16 protein-coding genes and 2 tRNA genes are annotated in these 14785 nt (G+C 46.1%); 8 read left to right on the top strand and 10 right to left on the bottom strand.

The genetic code is table 11. From position 1 onward, the window contains the following. The first annotated feature begins 199 nt into the window (after window positions 1–199). The 4 genes from LEP1GSC061_RS07205 to LEP1GSC061_RS07220 all read left to right on the top strand — a co-directional run bounded on the left by LEP1GSC061_RS07205 (window position 200) and on the right by LEP1GSC061_RS07220 (window position 3426). A complete protein-coding gene (locus tag LEP1GSC061_RS07205) occupies window positions 200–1675 on the top strand; it encodes an aldo/keto reductase (RefSeq protein ID WP_016544993.1) in 1476 nt (491 codons plus the stop codon). Next, the gene (locus LEP1GSC061_RS07210; RefSeq protein WP_016545004.1) at window positions 1659–2144 is read left to right on the top strand and encodes a DUF309 domain-containing protein; all 486 of its coding nucleotides are present in this window, start codon (window positions 1659–1661) and stop codon (window positions 2142–2144) included. Before LEP1GSC061_RS07205 ends, LEP1GSC061_RS07210 begins: the two co-directional genes overlap by 17 nt. Before the next feature lie 13 nt (window positions 2145–2157). Further along, on the top strand, window positions 2158–3048 hold the full coding sequence (locus tag LEP1GSC061_RS07215) for an alpha/beta fold hydrolase (RefSeq protein WP_016544698.1): 891 nt from the start codon (window positions 2158–2160) through the stop codon (window positions 3046–3048). A gap of 168 nt (window positions 3049–3216) precedes the next feature. After that, window positions 3217–3426 (top strand): hypothetical protein, encoded by a 210-nt coding sequence (locus LEP1GSC061_RS07220; RefSeq protein ID WP_016544757.1) that lies wholly within the window; start codon window positions 3217–3219, stop codon window positions 3424–3426. Between the two features lie 95 nt (window positions 3427–3521). On the opposite strand, the gene LEP1GSC061_RS07225 is transcribed toward LEP1GSC061_RS07220, so the two are convergent. Beyond that, a complete protein-coding gene (locus LEP1GSC061_RS07225; RefSeq protein ID WP_016544833.1) occupies window positions 3522–3827 on the bottom strand; it encodes a hypothetical protein in 306 nt (101 codons plus the stop codon). A 463-nt stretch (window positions 3828–4290) separates the two neighbouring features. Here LEP1GSC061_RS07225 and LEP1GSC061_RS07230 point away from each other — a divergent pair, with 463 nt between their 5' ends. Together LEP1GSC061_RS07230 and LEP1GSC061_RS21825 are read left to right on the top strand one after the other, a co-directional pair. After that, entirely contained in the window at window positions 4291–4497 is a 207-nt protein-coding gene (locus LEP1GSC061_RS07230) for a ribbon-helix-helix domain-containing protein (protein ID WP_016544672.1), read from the top strand. A gap of 108 nt (window positions 4498–4605) precedes the next feature. Beyond that, window positions 4606–4905 carry a putative toxin-antitoxin system toxin component, PIN family gene (locus LEP1GSC061_RS21825; protein WP_269571854.1) on the top strand — a complete coding sequence of 100 codons (300 nt, stop codon included), beginning with the start codon at window positions 4606–4608 and terminating at the stop codon, window positions 4903–4905. A gap of 15 nt (window positions 4906–4920) precedes the next feature. Here LEP1GSC061_RS21825 and serA read toward each other — a convergent pair whose 3' ends face one another. Next, window positions 4921–6144: a phosphoglycerate dehydrogenase gene (gene serA, locus LEP1GSC061_RS07240; RefSeq protein ID WP_016544985.1), complete on the bottom strand. Its 1224-nt coding sequence runs from the start codon at window positions 6142–6144 to the stop codon at window positions 4921–4923. 116 nt (window positions 6145–6260) lie between these two features. Between serA and LEP1GSC061_RS07245 the strand changes: the two genes are divergently transcribed. Next, a complete protein-coding gene (locus LEP1GSC061_RS07245; RefSeq protein WP_016545059.1) occupies window positions 6261–6806 on the top strand; it encodes a hypothetical protein in 546 nt (181 codons plus the stop codon). Window positions 6807–6826: 20 nt separating this feature from the next. On the opposite strand, the gene lysS is transcribed toward LEP1GSC061_RS07245, so the two are convergent. The 4 genes from lysS to LEP1GSC061_RS07265 all read right to left on the bottom strand — a co-directional run bounded on the left by lysS (window position 6827) and on the right by LEP1GSC061_RS07265 (window position 9843). Then, on the bottom strand, window positions 6827–8326 hold the full coding sequence (gene lysS / locus LEP1GSC061_RS07250) for a lysine--tRNA ligase (protein ID WP_016544242.1): 1500 nt from the start codon (window positions 8324–8326) through the stop codon (window positions 6827–6829). 1 nt (window position 8327) lies between these two features. After that, window positions 8328–8963 carry a hypothetical protein gene (locus LEP1GSC061_RS07255; RefSeq protein ID WP_016544369.1) on the bottom strand — a complete coding sequence of 212 codons (636 nt, stop codon included), beginning with the start codon at window positions 8961–8963 and terminating at the stop codon, window positions 8328–8330. 60 nt (window positions 8964–9023) lie between these two features. Continuing rightward, a tRNA-Leu gene (locus LEP1GSC061_RS07260) sits at window positions 9024–9106 on the bottom strand. Between the two features lie 65 nt (window positions 9107–9171). Continuing rightward, window positions 9172–9843: a CDP-alcohol phosphatidyltransferase family protein gene (locus LEP1GSC061_RS07265; protein WP_016544737.1), complete on the bottom strand. Its 672-nt coding sequence runs from the start codon at window positions 9841–9843 to the stop codon at window positions 9172–9174. A 128-nt stretch (window positions 9844–9971) separates the two neighbouring features. Between LEP1GSC061_RS07265 and LEP1GSC061_RS07270 the strand changes: the two genes are divergently transcribed. Next, a tRNA-Asp gene (locus tag LEP1GSC061_RS07270) sits at window positions 9972–10045 on the top strand. Between the two features lie 235 nt (window positions 10046–10280). On the opposite strand, the gene fliG is transcribed toward LEP1GSC061_RS07270, so the two are convergent. Genes fliG through pdhA form a run of 4 tightly spaced genes read right to left on the bottom strand, consistent with a single transcriptional unit; the run spans window position 10281 to window position 14648 of the window. Continuing rightward, complete coding sequence (gene fliG, locus LEP1GSC061_RS07275) at window positions 10281–11300, bottom strand: flagellar motor switch protein FliG (protein ID WP_016544632.1); 1020 nt, start codon at window positions 11298–11300, stop codon at window positions 10281–10283. Between the two features lie 26 nt (window positions 11301–11326). Further along, window positions 11327–12646: a pyruvate dehydrogenase complex dihydrolipoamide acetyltransferase gene (locus tag LEP1GSC061_RS07280; protein ID WP_016545023.1), complete on the bottom strand. Its 1320-nt coding sequence runs from the start codon at window positions 12644–12646 to the stop codon at window positions 11327–11329. Window positions 12647–12690: 44 nt separating this feature from the next. After that, window positions 12691–13665 (bottom strand): pyruvate dehydrogenase complex E1 component subunit beta, encoded by a 975-nt coding sequence (locus LEP1GSC061_RS07285; RefSeq protein WP_016544889.1) that lies wholly within the window; start codon window positions 13663–13665, stop codon window positions 12691–12693. Next, on the bottom strand, window positions 13665–14648 hold the full coding sequence (pdhA, locus tag LEP1GSC061_RS07290; RefSeq protein WP_198014251.1) for a pyruvate dehydrogenase (acetyl-transferring) E1 component subunit alpha: 984 nt from the start codon (window positions 14646–14648) through the stop codon (window positions 13665–13667). Before pdhA ends, LEP1GSC061_RS07285 begins: the two co-directional genes overlap by 1 nt. Between the last annotated feature and the right edge of the window lie 137 nt (window positions 14649–14785).

Genomic DNA, 14785 nt, shown 5'->3' on the forward strand with positions numbered 1-14785 from the left:
GGTCAGGACGAAAAGCACTTTTAGGCGAAAAGACAAAAAATGGACATTTAAGTGGGAAATGAGAAACTCGGGCCGAGATTTCGGAAACGGAGACTTCGAAAATGCGACAGACCGGCTCGGATCAAGTCGCTAAGAATCGGTCTCATTTGGTGCGGTGCCGAAAGCGTCACTAAGAATCAAATACGGAAAGTTTAGAAGAATGCAGACCCAGGATCCTTTTCAGTCTTTATACCGGAACCGATTGCAAGAAGGTTCGTTTTCCGTTTCAGAGGGACCCGAGACTTCCGGGTCCGGATATTTTTCCTTCCGAGGACTTCGGATTTCTCGGGTAGGTTTCGGAGGATATAGGATCGGTTTATCCGACCCGGAGCATAGGGAGGCTTTGGAATATTCTCTAGAATCCGGGGTCAATATAGTCGATGTATCCGCCAATTATGGAGACGGAGAGGCGGAAGGTTTGGTGGGAGATATACTCTCGCAAAAAGCGGAAGAGAAGAGAGAATTCCGTAAGAAAATATTTATAGTGACCAAGGCCGGTTATATACAGGGCAGAAATTTAAGAGTCCTAGAGGCTCGGGAAAAAGAAGGTAGGGGATTTTCGGAAATCACAAGATATCAGAACGGACTCTTCCATTGCATATCTCCGGATTTTTTGGAGGACCAATTGGAAAGATCCCGAAAGCGTCTCGGAGTTTTTACGATCGACGGATTCCTTTTGCATAATCCCGAATATTATCTGATGTTAGAGGAGAAGAAAGGACAGCGAAGAGAAGAAGCTAGGGAAGAATACTACCGGAGGATCCGAACTGCATTCGGTTTTCTGGAAAGGGCACGTAAAGAGGGGAAAATTAGATACTACGGAATCTCCAGTAATACATTTCCAGTACCCGAGGACCGTTTCACTCATACTTATTTGTCGAAGGTACTACAAATGGCAAAGGAAGCCGGGGGAGAAGAGCATGGTTTTGCCATCGTACAATTCCCGGGCAATTGGTATGAAGACGGATTTCTGCGGAATAAGAATTCCGAAGGAAGAACGATACTGGATCTATGCGAGGAAAATACGCTCCTCCCTCTAATCAATCGACCCTTGAATTCTTTCCGAGAAGGAATCGGAATGTTGCGTCTTTCCTATTCTCCCGGTGAAAAAGAACCGGATTTGTCGAAGGTACTACAAAACTTCTCCTCAGAGGCCGCAATCATAGAAAGATTAGAAGATTCCGAAGGACTTCCTTCTCTTTCCGGTCTTTGGTCGGAATATGGGGATAGAATACAAACGGAAGAGCAATTCCAAATTCTTCTGGAAAGATCCTGGATCCCGGAACTCCGAAAGACGATCGACCGGATCCATTCTGAATCGGGAAAAGCGGATGCGGAAGAATATATTGGAATTCTGAATGCGACCCTACCCAGACTCTCCGAAGTCTTAAGGCAAAGGGGAGAAGAGAAGCTTTCCTCCTTATATGAGAATCTGTCGGAAAGGTTCCCGAATCCGAATCCCCCGAAAAGCCTTTCCTCTCTCATGGTTTCTCATCTGGCCTCTCTTCTCTCCCACGGATCCGTTCTATTAGGAATGAGAAGAAGGTACTATGTAGACGATATTCTGCCCTTGTTTCGTAACCCTTGGCCTAAGATATCCTCTAAACACTGGGGAGAGCATGGAATTCGATCCTGAAATAATAGCGATATTGGATCGAATCCGCGGTAATCCTTCCGCCGACGAAACCTTCGATTATGCCTGGCAGGAGGGGCGGAACTTGTACGGTTCGGGAAGATATTTCGAATTGCACGAGGTATTCGAGTTCCAATGGAAAAAGGAAGTCGGGCCGAGAAGATTATTATTCCATGGTTGGATCCAACTTGCGATTTCTCTCAATAAGATTTTTGTAAAGCCAAATCCGAGAGGAGCGAGGATGCAGGCGGAAAAGGCCAGAGAGAAATTCCTTTCTCTCGGCGAAACGAAAGCGCTTTCTCCCTACGGTACCGATCGTAACCGGGAGATTTTGGAATTTCTGGAGGAACTACTCGGGCATTTCGAGGGAGAAAATGGTTGGGATCACGAACGAATTCGGAAAATTTCTCCTCCGGAAATAGATGCAGACGGTAAGGAATGGTTTTCAATCTCCGCTTTTTACGGAGAATGACCTCGGGGAAAAAATGAGCGATCCAGTTAAGATAGGGAAGGAGACCGAATCGGGATTTTTCGAATCCGGAGGTTATAAACTCTCGTATGCCAAGAGAGATAACGGGAAGGGGAGAGCGCTCCTATTATTGCATGGCTTCATGGATTCTTCCCGGACCTTTCTTTTCCAGGAAGAATTTCTATCCCAGTATTTCGATCTATACCGTTTCGATTATCGGGGTCACGGAGATTCAGAATGGCTGAGAGAAGGGTTCTATCATTTTCTACTTCCCTTATTGGATACGAAAAGTTTTATCCAGGCTTATCTTCCCAAAAAATTCCATATCCTGGGTCATTCCATGGGAGGAGGGCTTGGGTCCAGAATTTCAGGATTGTATCCGGATCGGGTGGAAACCCTGGTTTGTTTGGAAGGATTCAGTTCTCTCCAAGATCCCGAAAAGGAAAGAAGAAGGTTTCTTTCTTGGCTGGAAAATTGGGAAATCAGTCTGGCTGGAAAGGAAAGAAAACGCCAGAAAAGTTTTAAGAGTATAGAAGAAGCCGCTTCCAGGCTCGCTCCCGTTTATCCTCGACTCCCTTTTGATAGACTCTTAAAGATTACGGAGACCTTAATCAAGCCCACAGAAGACGGTTTTATTTGGAAAAGCGATCCTTCCTATAAAAACGGCCCTCCCGTTTTTTTGAGCCCTCAATTCACACGCCATCTTTGGGAAACGATTTCCTGTCCCGTCATGGTGATCTACGGACAAAAAACAAACCTTCCTTTGGACGACTCCAAGGAGGTGTTCTCTCATATTAAGAATTTAAGATATGAGGAAATTGCCGACGCAGGTCATAATATGCATCACGATCGTCCCGATGCCTTGGAAGAATTGCTGAAGAGTTTCTACGTAACGAATTTGAAGTAAATATTTCTTTCGTACTTTTTAATTTCGTCTAACGTTAATTCTGTACACATTCGTTTAGTACGGATTTTTTCCGAGACATAAAAAATTTCTAATAAAAAGATAAAAAAAACTTGTACTTTCCTAGGGGAAGCTTACTCTCCTTCCAACGTTTTGTCGTTAGGAGCGAACATGGTCAGCAGCAAATTCAAAGAGCAAATGGAAAGATACGTAAACTATAGAGGAATCGATATCATTCTACATTTGAAAGACGGATCCGTGATCGAATTGGATAAGAATCGCAGATTGATCGGCGAGGAGATCGTATACTTCCCTGAAAAATCCAGTCCCACAAAAGTTCCCCTGACCATGATCCAAAAAGCCGACCTATTCGTAGCCTAAGGAAAATAAAGTATTCGTTTTGCTTTTCTTTGCAAAACGACGAGACGAGTAGCCGGGAAAAGATTCCCGGCTTATTCAATCCGATTCTTACCGATTCAGGCCAGATCTTGGATCAATTCCTCGATTTCGCGAATCTTATCGAAATCCTTTTCGGTATAATTCAGGAATAGATCGTATTCCGATTCGGAAATCCGATCGCATTTGATGACCTTCATAGGAATATCGATGGAACCGGAAACGCTGAGCATTCCCACTTTTACGGCGAGGTTGGTGCCCGGATCGAAAGGGATCTCCGTCCTGTGAACGATTCCTACAAGAACGTTCTCGGCTATCCTCAATTTAGAGTTGTCGATGATCTGAATACCAACATTCAGGGTGGAGGGAATTCTATTGTATTTCATGGCGGGCCTCCCGATTGCTTCCTAAATTCTAAGAACCTTCGCTTACGTTCCGATTAAGATCCTTTTACGATCCCGAGAAAGGGGAACGAGCCGGAATTTCGGAGAATCAGAGCATTCTGACCTTATTTAAGCAAAATCCATGCCAAGTCCGCTTTCATTCAATCTATAGCGGGAATTTGGAAAGAAATTGATTATAATATTACGTCTCTATCCATTATAATAGATGCTTTGTTCATGAAAATAGAAGCTGGCGATACTAAAGGAAGATGAGCGGATTGAACCGGATATTTGCAGCAGTTTAGTGAGGATTCCCAGTATGATTTTTCTCAGGAAAGATCTGTCTTTTTATTAAGCGAAATGGACCTTCCCTATGCTAAGAATCTAAGAATCGCTTTTCCGCCGATTTTGATCTTTTTTTTTCATTTTCTTTTTATCTTATTACTCTGTATTACAGGTATTCCTTATGAGAAAAGTCGTCTCGGTCAGCCTGGATACGGATTTAGATTCCTTATTGGTTCGTTTTTCCGTCCAAGAAAATATTTCCAAAAGCGAAGTGATCCAAAAGGCATTGAGACAATATTTCTTCTTGAGCGAAGCTAAGAGATTGAGAGGAAAAGCCAAACAATACGCGGAAAAAGCCGGATATCTTAGCGAAGAGGATTATCTATAAAGATATTTCGTGAAAATCGTCCTGGATACGAACGTACTGCTTTCCAACTACCTTTTCCAGGGATACACTGCCGAGGTGTTCTAGCATATCTGGCTTAGGCACGAGATCATTCTATCCCCTTGGATCTTGGAGGAATTCCGGGACAAGTGCTTGTCTAAATTCAAAATGAAGCCCAAGGACTTTCGGGAAATTTTAAGTCACTTGAAAACCGGAGCCACAATCCTGGAACCGAAAGGGAAACCGCCCACAGTTTGTAAAGATCCGAACAACAATCCCGTTCTGCACTTGGCGGAATATTCGGAGGCGGAATTATTACTTACCGGAGACACCGATTTACTCGTAATCGGAGTATTCGCAAGGGCGAAAATTCTTTCTCCTCGCCAATACAAATTGAAATATCTGATCTAAGCGAAACTCAAGGAATCAGTACAGGATCCGAGTCTTAATGGAGCCCGGATGTTTTTCGATTCTTTCCTTCAATTCGTCTCCAACACTCATATTAATGACCATAGAGAGATAACCGATTTCCGCGCTGGTTCCCAGATGTTGGGAGCTGATATTCGCACCGATCTCGGAAACGAGACTGTTGATATCCTTCAAGAATCCGGGCTGGTTCTTGTGAACGTTTAGGATTCGATACATTCCCTGAGGGATCGGAGTCAATTCCAGATTGGGGAAATTCACCGCGAAAGTGGTCGAACCGTTATTTATGAATTTTATCAGTTTATTCGCGACTTCCGATCCGATATTCTTCTGAGCTTCTTCCGTGGAGCCTCCGATATGCGGAGTTAGAATAACGTTTTGCAAATTTTGGATGGGAGTGATGAAAGGATCGTTATTGGATTCCGGTTCTTCCGGAAATACGTCGATCCCCGCTCCTGCGATATGACCTGCCTTGATTCCTTCCGCCAAAGCCTCTAGATCCAACACTTTTCCTCTGGAAAGGTTGATGACATAGGCGCCTTTCTTGCTGAGTGCGATCTCTTTTTTGCCGTAGAGATTCATTGTCTCCGGAGTTTCGGGAACATGAAAGGTTAGAAAGTCTGCTTTCGCGAGAAGCTCTTCGTAGGAACCTACTGGACTTGCATTTCCCAAGGGAAGAACGGTTTGAACATCGTAATAAATGACTTTCAGTCCCATGGCTTCGGCAAGTACGGAAACTTGGCTACCGATATGTCCGTAGCCTACGATTCCTAGGGTCTTACCTCGGACCTCGAAACAATTCTTGGAGATTTTATTCCAGATTCCGCCGTGGGTGTTTCGGATATGATCCGGAACCCTCCTGGCTAACATTACGATTTCCGCAATTACCAATTCTGCAACGGATCTGGTATTGGAGTAGGGCGCGTTGAAGACGGGGACTCCTTTTTTCTCAGCTTCGATCAGATTGACCTGATTGGTTCCTATGCAGAAACAACCGATCGTCATGAGTCTTTTGGCCTTATTCAATACGGGAGGAGTGATATTGGTCTTGCTTCGTATTCCCAAAACGTGAACGTTCTCTATCTCTTTTAAAAGTTCCTCTTCGCTAAGGGCTTGGGGAAGCAGCCGGACGTTGAAACCGTCGTTTTGGAATAGCTGAAAGGCGTCTTGGTGGACGTTTTCCAAGAGTAGCACATTGATCTTTTCTTTTGGGTAGGAAATCATAGTTCTATGGCCATGGAACCCGTCCGCCTCTTCGCTGAAAACGGATTTTTTACTTCACCTTTGGAGCAACCGGGTCAGAATGGGAGGAAACCCTTATTCGGAGGTCGATTCGACCCATGCCAATTTCCCGATCCGTCTTTTGGAAAATTTCCATTTTGCTTCTGTTCGCATTTTTCTTTTTCGCTTCCTGTTCGGCAAGGGTTCAGATTCTCCCCGAGCCTGTGGTGGAGCAGACTCTATTTCGTTCCGGAGCCGTTTGTCCTTCTTCCTGGCTTTGTAGTCTGGGCAAATCCGGATCCCTGAATTTTAAGGGAATCCTAAACAATAAAACGGGGGAGAAACCGCTTTTCGTAGAATACTACGTGAGTTCCTTCGAGGAGAGTTTTCCAATCGGAATCTCAATCAAGTTGGACCAGACCTGGCATAATTTACGAAAGACTTCTACGGATTATGGGGATACGGTGAGAGTGGTTTCCATTCTACCTTCCGAGATCGTGGATAAGGTATTAGCCGCTAAGGAAATTCAGTTCAGCTTTTCTTCCCGGGACAATACGACCACTCTCGCTCTGAATGTTTCCGATGCGGAGAGTTTGAAATCCAAGTTAAAGGATTTAAAGGAAAGAATAGACGCCCAGGCAAAATTGAGCATCACAAATCATTAAAATGATTTCCGAGCGGCCGATTATTCCGGCCGCATCAGTGGGAACAGGATGGTATCACGGATAGAATGGGAATCCGTGAGTAACATCACCAATCGATCGATTCCGATTCCGAGTCCTCCGGTAGGCGGCATTCCGTATTCCAGGGCTCGGATATAATCCTCGTCCATCATAAACGCCTCGTCGTCGCCCGCTTCTCTTTGTTTTACCTGTTCTTCGAACCTCTCTTTCTGGTCGAACGGATCATTCAACTCGGAGAATGCGTTTCCGATTTCTCTTCCTACGATATAAGGTTCGAATCTTTCCACATAATCCGGATTATTAGGATCCGATTTAGCGAGAGGAGAAAGCTCTTTCGGATAATCCGTAACGAATACAGGTTGGATCAGATTCGGTTCCGCCTTTTCGGAGAAAACCTCGTCGGCCACTTTCCAAATGGAAGTGCATTTGCTTGCGTCCACTTTTACCGAAGACGCTTTTTCCTTGGCTTCTTCTAAAGTTTTCACTTGGGAGAAATCGATTCCGGAGTATTCCTTGATGATATCCACGTATTTCACTCTTCTCCAAGGAGGAGTGAGATCCACCATGTCTTTACCGTACTTAATCTTTAAGGATCCGCAGATTTTGGACGCGACTGTGGTGATGAGTTTTTCGGTTAACTCCAGCATTTTTCCCATGTCTCCGTAAGCCATATAGGCTTCCATCATGGTGAATTCGGGATTGTGTTTGGTGGAGATGCCTTCATTTCTGAAATTCCGGTTCAACTCGAAGACCCGATCCAGTCCTCCTACGATCAATCTTTTGAGATATAATTCGGGAGCGATCCGTAGGAACAATTGCATATCGAGAGTATTGTGATGCGTAACGAAGGGTCTCGCCGCGGCACCTCCCGCAATGGGTTGCATCATGGGAGTTTCCACTTCCAAGAATCCCTCGGAAGTAAGGAAGTTTCGGATCTCGGAGACGATTCTACTTCTGGTGATAAAGGTATCTCGGACGTGATCGTTCACTACGAGATCCACATATCTCATACGATATCTCTGTTCCACATCCGCGAATGCGTCGTAAACAACACCGTCTTTTTCCTTTACGACGGGAAGAGGGCGGATACATTTCGCAAGAAGGGTAACGGAAGTGAGATGAAGAGTCGTTTCTCCTTTTTGGGTTTGGAAAAGATAACCTTCGACTCCGATTAGATCGCCTAGGTCCAGGGTTTTGAAAAGGGAATACGAGTCTTCTCCCAAATCGTCTCTCGTCGCATAGAGTTGGATGACACCGGATCTGTCCTTCAAGTGCGCGAAGCTCGCCTTACCCATTACTCTTTTGGAATGTAATCTTCCGCCGAGTAGGAACTTTTTGTCGGAGCCGGTAGGATTTTTGGCGAAACCTTCGATCAATCCCGCCGAATCCGAATCCGGAAAAAAACGAACCGGATAGGGGTCCAAGCCCTTGCTCTTGAGCTCGTTTACCTTTTGGATCCTTTGTTGAATGAGTTCGTTCGTTTCTTTCTGATCTTGAGACATTCTAATTTCCTAATAATATGAGATATAAATGCTTAGCGAGCCTTCCTAAAACGGACTCCAGGCTCTTGGGTTTGAGAAACCAATCCGAGGCGGAGATTCCTTCCGGAACCTTGGATACAGCGATGTAAATTTCCGCCGGTTCCAAAACTCCCCTGTATAAACGGAGTAGGGTGGCGGAATCGTATTCCTTACCAATGAGAAGGAAAGTCTTCCATTGTCTGTCCAATGCGATTTTCAGAAGAGTCTTAGGAAAATCCTGGGGACCGGAAGCGACCGTGTAGATTAGAATTTTATTCTCCTCTACGCCTAAGGAAGTCAGATAGGTCTGGATAGAAGGGACCAGATCCGCTCCGATTCCCAAATCAGACTCAGCACCCGCAGGATAATAGAGCACAAGAATCGTAGGAGCGAGTCCCTTTTTGTAAAGAGCCGCAGCTTGCTTGAACTTGTCTTTTTTTCCGGTCTCTATGGCCTCTACGATGATCGCGTCCGACTTCTTGGAATCCGCTTTAGAAACTAGAAGAAAAGGAGCTGAGAAGAATAGAACCAAAAGAAGCAGAAGTAGTCCGAAGAATCCGTAAGAAACTAGCTTGGTCTTATCTAAGAATTCTTTAACGGAAAGAGGGCTGGATGCCATATAATTCGTACCGAGGAGCTAAATTTCCGAGGCGAGGGGCTAATTCTGATGCAACCTGATTGCTCGAGAGGGGACTCGAACCCCTACACCGAACCGGCACAAGCACCTCAAGCTTGCGTGTCTACCAATTCCACCACCCGAGCGGTTGCGATTGACAGAATGGGTGAGGGCCGAGCGGTGTCAAGGAAATTCAAAATAGTATTGCGAATCAGACCAATTGGTATTTTTTCTTCTGCTTTTTGTCTTCGGGATCCAGAACGAAACGCTCCGGATGGAATACGATATCCCAATAGCGTCTGGCATAGGCTACGATTCCCAAGGAAAGAATCAGAACTAACAAATACCCGGAAAATTCAGGATGCAGGAAGAAATGATCGGTGGGTAGACCTGGGCCAATCACGGGAAGAGTCATGTACCAAAGAACGGTTGCAGCCACAAGGCCCACCCCGATTTTACCCCACCAATTCGGTTTTCCTTGGATTCCTCTTTTTAAATAGAGAAATCCTCCCAGCCAAACTCCTAGGGTTTCTCTTAAGATGTAAACGATCAGGATCCAAAGAGGGAATTGGTAGTAGTGAACGATCACGGATAATCCGCCGATAGTCACAATCTTATCGCAGATCGGATCCAAGTATTTTCCTAAAACCGATTCCTGGCTTAAGAGTCTGGCGAGAAATCCGTCAAGATAATCGGTGAGAACCGCTAACACGCAGGTGCCGATCGCAAGATATAGATATTCTCCGTTGCGAGGTGATTCCATATGCTTTCTTGTGAATTGGATAAAAAAAGGAAGAAGTAAAACTCTGGATACCGATAGGAAATTGGAAACGGTGAATACCCTGTCTTCCAAAAGATCCTTAGGTTTTTTTTCGTGGAGCATCTTTGTTCGGCCGTTTCGAGGGAAAAATCGTTCTATGGGAGAGGCTAAGGAAGGGACTTAAAAATTCATCCCTTTTTCCTAAAACAGATTGACCCCCTGGCCCCAACAGAAATCATGATCTTCATTGAGGAGCTGTAGCTCAGCTGGTTAGAGTGCCTGCCTGTCACGCAGGATGTCGCGGGTTCGAGTCCCGTCAGCTCCGAAATAATCCCCCAAAAACAAGTAAACTAGAGCTGACGGGACTCGAAGCTTTTGCTCGAGAGCCAATCTAGCGACCCGTAGGGAGCGTAGTGATTGCGTCGCAAGCCACGGAAGGCGCAGCGCGAGCAAAAGACGCCGTGGAGCCAAATTCGCCACGATGGCGAATTGCGTAGCGGCGAGTCCCTACCTGACTCATGAAGAACGCGGAAGCATTCAGAATGAGCATCAGCTCCGTTTCAAATAAATTCTTCCGAATCCTTTTTCAAGATGATCTCTCCAATCTCTTCCAAATCCCGTAAGACTGTAAGAATACCATTCCTTGCGTCCGTGATTTCTTTCAGGGTTACTTTCCCGCGAATCTCCATACTTTCCAGAATATCGTTGGCTCTGTTCTTAGACATAGCTTCGAAGAAGTGCGCCTTGATCTGATCTCCTGCTCCTCGTAAGGCGATTGCGATCAAATCGTCTCCTCCCAATCTGTTGATCAGGATGCGCATTTCCTTGGAGTTGAGTAGTAAAATGTCCTCGAAGGTATAGAGTTTCTCCCTAACCTGAGAAGCCAATTCCGGAGAATGCTCCTCCAGTTCCTTAAGGATGGTTTCTTCCAAGGATTTGTCCATATGATTCAGGATGCTTGCCAGAGCTTCTGCTCCACCTGCTTCGCTGAATTCCGATTTATCCCTTTGTTCGTATTTTTTCTTCAGAACTTTGGCTATTTGGCGTATCGCGTCGGGATGGGTTTTGGTGGTGTTGGCGAGTCGGACCGCGACCTTACTTTGGATTTCCTTAGGCAAAAATTTCAAAGTCTCGGCCGCTTTCTTAGGATGAAGGAAGGCCAGGGTGACGGCGATCGTTTGGGTATGCTCCGGAGCGAGAAGATGAGCAAGCGTTTGGGGTTCTGCGTCGTTTAGAAAGGAAAAATCCTCTTCAGTATCCTTTCTATCTAGTTTTCCTAATATGCTTTCCGATTTTTCCTTACCCAGAGATTGGTAAAGTAGCTCTCTTGCAGTGTCGATTCCGCCCCTGGATTCTCCCGCTAGTTCCTTTAAGGAACCCTGAAAGTCCAGTAACGCTTCCTCTTTCTCGGACTTAGAGACCGCCTTGATCTTGGCCATTTCTTGAACGATTTCTTCGATCAGCTTCTCGTCCAATTGGGCTAATGCCTTTGCCGCGGCGTCCTTGTCTAAGGAAAGCAAAAGCATAGCGGCCTTTTTTACCTTTTGGTCGCGAGTCTGGAGTTTGGAGTCTTTTTCCACCGTAAGTCCCCGGTATAATGAAAATATTATGCGAGTAAACGGAGGGGATGCTCCAGGAAATTCTTAAATATCTCCAGCCATCCGGCTCCCACCGCTCCGTCCACGACTCTGTGGTCGCAGGACAAGCACACGGATAGGGTCTTACCGGGAACGATAGCGCCGTTTTTGATTACTGGCTTGGAAACAACGTTTCCAATTGCAAGAATGGCCGCTTCCGGTTCGTTGATAACCGCGGCAAATCGATCGATGCCGAACATTCCCAGATTGGAGACAGTAAAGGTTCCGTCCGAAAACTCTTCGGGTTTGAGTTTTCGTTCCCTTGCACGGGAGGCAAGTTCTTTTACCGTTCTTCCTATTTCTAAAACCGTCTTAAGATCCGCATTCCTCACATACGGAGTGATGAGTCCACCCTCGATGGATACTGCGACTCCCACATCCACTCTTCCGTGTTTGAGAATATGATCCTCTCTCCAAGAGGAATTCACTTCCGGAACCTTACGCAAAGAAAGAGCCGAGGCACGAATGATAAAATCGTTTAAGCTTAGTTTGATTTCCTCTCCGGAGGCTTTCAGATCCGAATTAAAATTCTCCCTAAGTTGTACTAGGGGTTCCGCATCTATCTCCATATCCAAATAAAAATGAGGTTGGTGGGTTTTGGAGTGAACGAGTCTGGAAGCTATGGTTCTTCTCATTCCCGAGATCGGTAATTTCTCCTCCTGAAAATTGGCTTCTAAGAAAGGAGAAGCTGGGGAGAGGAAAGCAGGGATTCCGGATTCTATATCTCTTTTGAGAATCCTTCCTTCCGGGCCGGTTCCGCGTATTCTGGATAGATCTACTCCGGAGTCTTCGGCAAGTTTGCGCGCTAACGGAGAAGCTTTGATTCTACCCTCGACGGCTGAAGGAGAAAGTCCTCTACTCGGATTTTGGATAGAGTTTTCTCTTTCCGGCTCCTTAGAAACGAATTTTTCCGAAGGGATCGATTCGGTTTTGGTTTCCATCTTTTTCTCCGCGGGGGGAGGAGACGGTGGGAGCGAGGGCGAGCTAGCGGAAGAAGGGGAGGGGGCCGATCTGGATTTCGCTTCCGTAAGAAGAGCCGAGATATCTTCCCCCGCCTTGCCGATGATAGCAACCGGGGCTCCTACAGGAAGCTTCGCTCCTTCCTGGGCTATGATTTCCAAAAGCACGCCCGAATCGAAGGCCTCCATTTCCATGACGGCCTTATCCGTTTCCACCTCCGCGATGGCTTCGCCCGGGTTCACGGAGTCGCCCTTTTTCTTGAGCCATTTAACCAGAACTCCCTCGGACATCGTGGGGCTGAGCTGGGTCATTTCGGATATTTTTGCCATAAATATTGCCTAAGTATAATATTATAATATTCAATTATTATGAATTATTTAATCATTTCTCTGACTTTTCGGATTATCTTATCCTCGCTCGGGAGGGAAAGTTTTTCCAGGTTGGCCGCATACGGCATAGGGACGTCTTCCTGGGTGATTCTTTCCACCGGTGCGTCCAGATAATCGAAAGCATCCTTTTGTATTTGGTAGGCTACCTGTGCTCCGAATCCGGCCACATTCCATCCTTCTTCCACAATGAGTGCCCGATTCGTCTTTCTAACGGATGCGAGAATGGCTTCTTCGTCCAAGGGCCGAATGCTCCTTAAGTCCAGGACTTCTACGGAAATTCCTTCCTTGGCGAGCTTTTCCGCCGCAGGCAGGACGTACATCAGTGCTCTCGACCAGCTGATGATCGTAAGCTGGGTTCCTTCTCTTTTGATGTCAGCCTTTCCCATCGGGATGGAAAATTCTCCTTCCGCGACTTCCCCTTTAGTTCCGTATAATACTTCGCTTTCTATGAAAATGGTGGGATTATTGTCGCGAATGGATGTCTTGAGCAAGCCGTAAGCGTCGGAAGGGGTGTAAGGAGCCAAGACTTTTAAGCCTGGAATATGAGCGTACCAACTCTCGAAAGATTGGGAATGTTGGGCCGCGAGTCTGCCTCCCGCTCCTCCCGCGCCTCGAAAAACGATGGGAATGGGAAATTGTCCGGCGCTCATATAATTCATTTTGGCTGCGGAGTTGATGATTTGATCAATGGCTACAAGAGAGAAATTCCAGGTCATGAATTCTATGATGGGTCTAAGCCCGACCATTGCCGCGCCGATTCCTACTCCCGCAAAGCCGTTCTCCGAGATAGGAGTATCTATGACTCTTTTTTCTCCGAATTTGGTAAGCATACCTTGGGAAACCTTATAGGCTCCCTCGTAATGGCCTACCTCTTCTCCCATGAGAAAGATATTCGGGTCCTTTTCCATTTCTTCGGTCATGGCCCGGTTTAGAGCTTCTCTATAAGTGAGTACGGCCATTATACATTCTCCGCATAAACGTGTTTATAAAGCCATCCCAGAGGCGGTTCCTCGCTTTTTTCTGCGAAGTCCACGGATTCCTCGATCAGCTTGGCGATATTCTCGTCCATTTGAGTCAGCTCTTCATGCGCCCATCCTGCGGCGACCAACTCTTTTTCGGCTCGGACGAGAGGGTCTCCTTGTTTATACTTTTCTAATTCTTCTTTGGTTCTGTATTTGGCGGGATCCGACATGGAGTGTCCGCGGAATCTATAGGTCGAGATCTCCATAAGAGTAGGACCTTCTCCTCTTCTCGCTCTTTCAACTGCGACTTTCACGTGGTCTCGAACTTTGCGAACTTCGTCGCCTTCTATATGATCTCTCGCTATATCGTAAGCTGTGGCCCGAACGGATACGTCTTTGACGGAAAGTGCGCGGTATTCCGGAGTTCCCATGGCGTAATGATTATTCTCACAGATCATTACTAACGGTAATTTCCAGATGGCCGCGAGATTCATTCCTTCGTGAAAGGATCCTATATTGGCCGCTCCTTCTCCGAAAAAGCAGAGTGTGACCGCACCGTCGTTTCTATATTTGGAAGCGTAGGCGATCCCGGCTGCTAGAGAGATATGTCCTCCTACGATTCCGTGACCACCCATGAAATTTTTGTTCTTATCGAAAAAGTGCATGGAGCCCCCGTTGCCTTTTACGATTCCTGTTCGTTTTCCGAATAGTTCGGCCATGAGAGACTTAGGTTCCAATCCTCTTGCCAAAGCGTGTCCGTGATCCCTATAAGTGGAAACGATATAATCCTTTGCTTCCAGTGCGGAGATAGCCCCTACGCCTACGGCTTCTTGACCGATGTATAAATGACAGAAGCCGCCGATTTTACCCATGCTATAGGCTTTTGCGGAAGCCTCTTCAAAGCGTCGGATCAGAAGCATCTGTCGATAGAGTTCGTGTAAATCTTGGGTGTCTTTTTTTGTTTTAGGTTGGCTCATAATGTAATGCGGTTCGCTGAAACAATCGCAAAGTATCGATCCAGAACTAGGATATGCAAACCGATTTCCGGATTTTAGGAAAAAAAATGGGAAAGTCGATCGAAGTAAAAAATTTTCCTTTCCTAAACGGGAGTTTCAAT

It is taken from the genome of Leptospira wolffii serovar Khorat str. Khorat-H2, assembly GCF_000306115.2.
GTDB lineage: Bacteria > Spirochaetota > Leptospiria > Leptospirales > Leptospiraceae > Leptospira_B > Leptospira_B wolffii.

Bases quoted from the DNA above. Each gene is read 5' to 3' on its own strand.
- LEP1GSC061_RS07280 (WP_016545023.1), bottom strand. From the start codon at position 12,646: ATGGCAAAAATATCCGAAATGACCCAGCTCAGCCCCACGATGTCCGAG.
- LEP1GSC061_RS07205 (WP_016544993.1), top strand. From the start codon at position 200: ATGCAGACCCAGGATCCTTTTCAGTCTTTATACCGGAACCGATTGCAA.
- LEP1GSC061_RS07225 (WP_016544833.1), bottom strand. From the start codon at position 3,827: ATGAAATACAATAGAATTCCCTCCACCCTGAATGTTGGTATTCAGATC.
- LEP1GSC061_RS07265 (WP_016544737.1), bottom strand. From the start codon at position 9,843: ATGCTCCACGAAAAAAAACCTAAGGATCTTTTGGAAGACAGGGTATTC.
- serA (WP_016544985.1), bottom strand. From the start codon at position 6,144: ATGATTTCCTACCCAAAAGAAAAGATCAATGTGCTACTCTTGGAAAAC.
- LEP1GSC061_RS07215 (WP_016544698.1), top strand. From the start codon at position 2,158: ATGAGCGATCCAGTTAAGATAGGGAAGGAGACCGAATCGGGATTTTTC.
- LEP1GSC061_RS07210 (WP_016545004.1), top strand. From the start codon at position 1,659: ATGGAATTCGATCCTGAAATAATAGCGATATTGGATCGAATCCGCGGT.
- LEP1GSC061_RS07220 (WP_016544757.1), top strand. From the start codon at position 3,217: ATGGTCAGCAGCAAATTCAAAGAGCAAATGGAAAGATACGTAAACTAT.
- LEP1GSC061_RS07245 (WP_016545059.1), top strand. From the start codon at position 6,261: ATGCCAATTTCCCGATCCGTCTTTTGGAAAATTTCCATTTTGCTTCTG.
- LEP1GSC061_RS07285 (WP_016544889.1), bottom strand. From the start codon at position 13,665: ATGGCCGTACTCACTTATAGAGAAGCTCTAAACCGGGCCATGACCGAA.
- LEP1GSC061_RS07255 (WP_016544369.1), bottom strand. From the start codon at position 8,963: ATGGCATCCAGCCCTCTTTCCGTTAAAGAATTCTTAGATAAGACCAAG.
- LEP1GSC061_RS07230 (WP_016544672.1), top strand. From the start codon at position 4,291: ATGAGAAAAGTCGTCTCGGTCAGCCTGGATACGGATTTAGATTCCTTA.
- lysS (WP_016544242.1), bottom strand. From the start codon at position 8,326: ATGTCTCAAGATCAGAAAGAAACGAACGAACTCATTCAACAAAGGATC.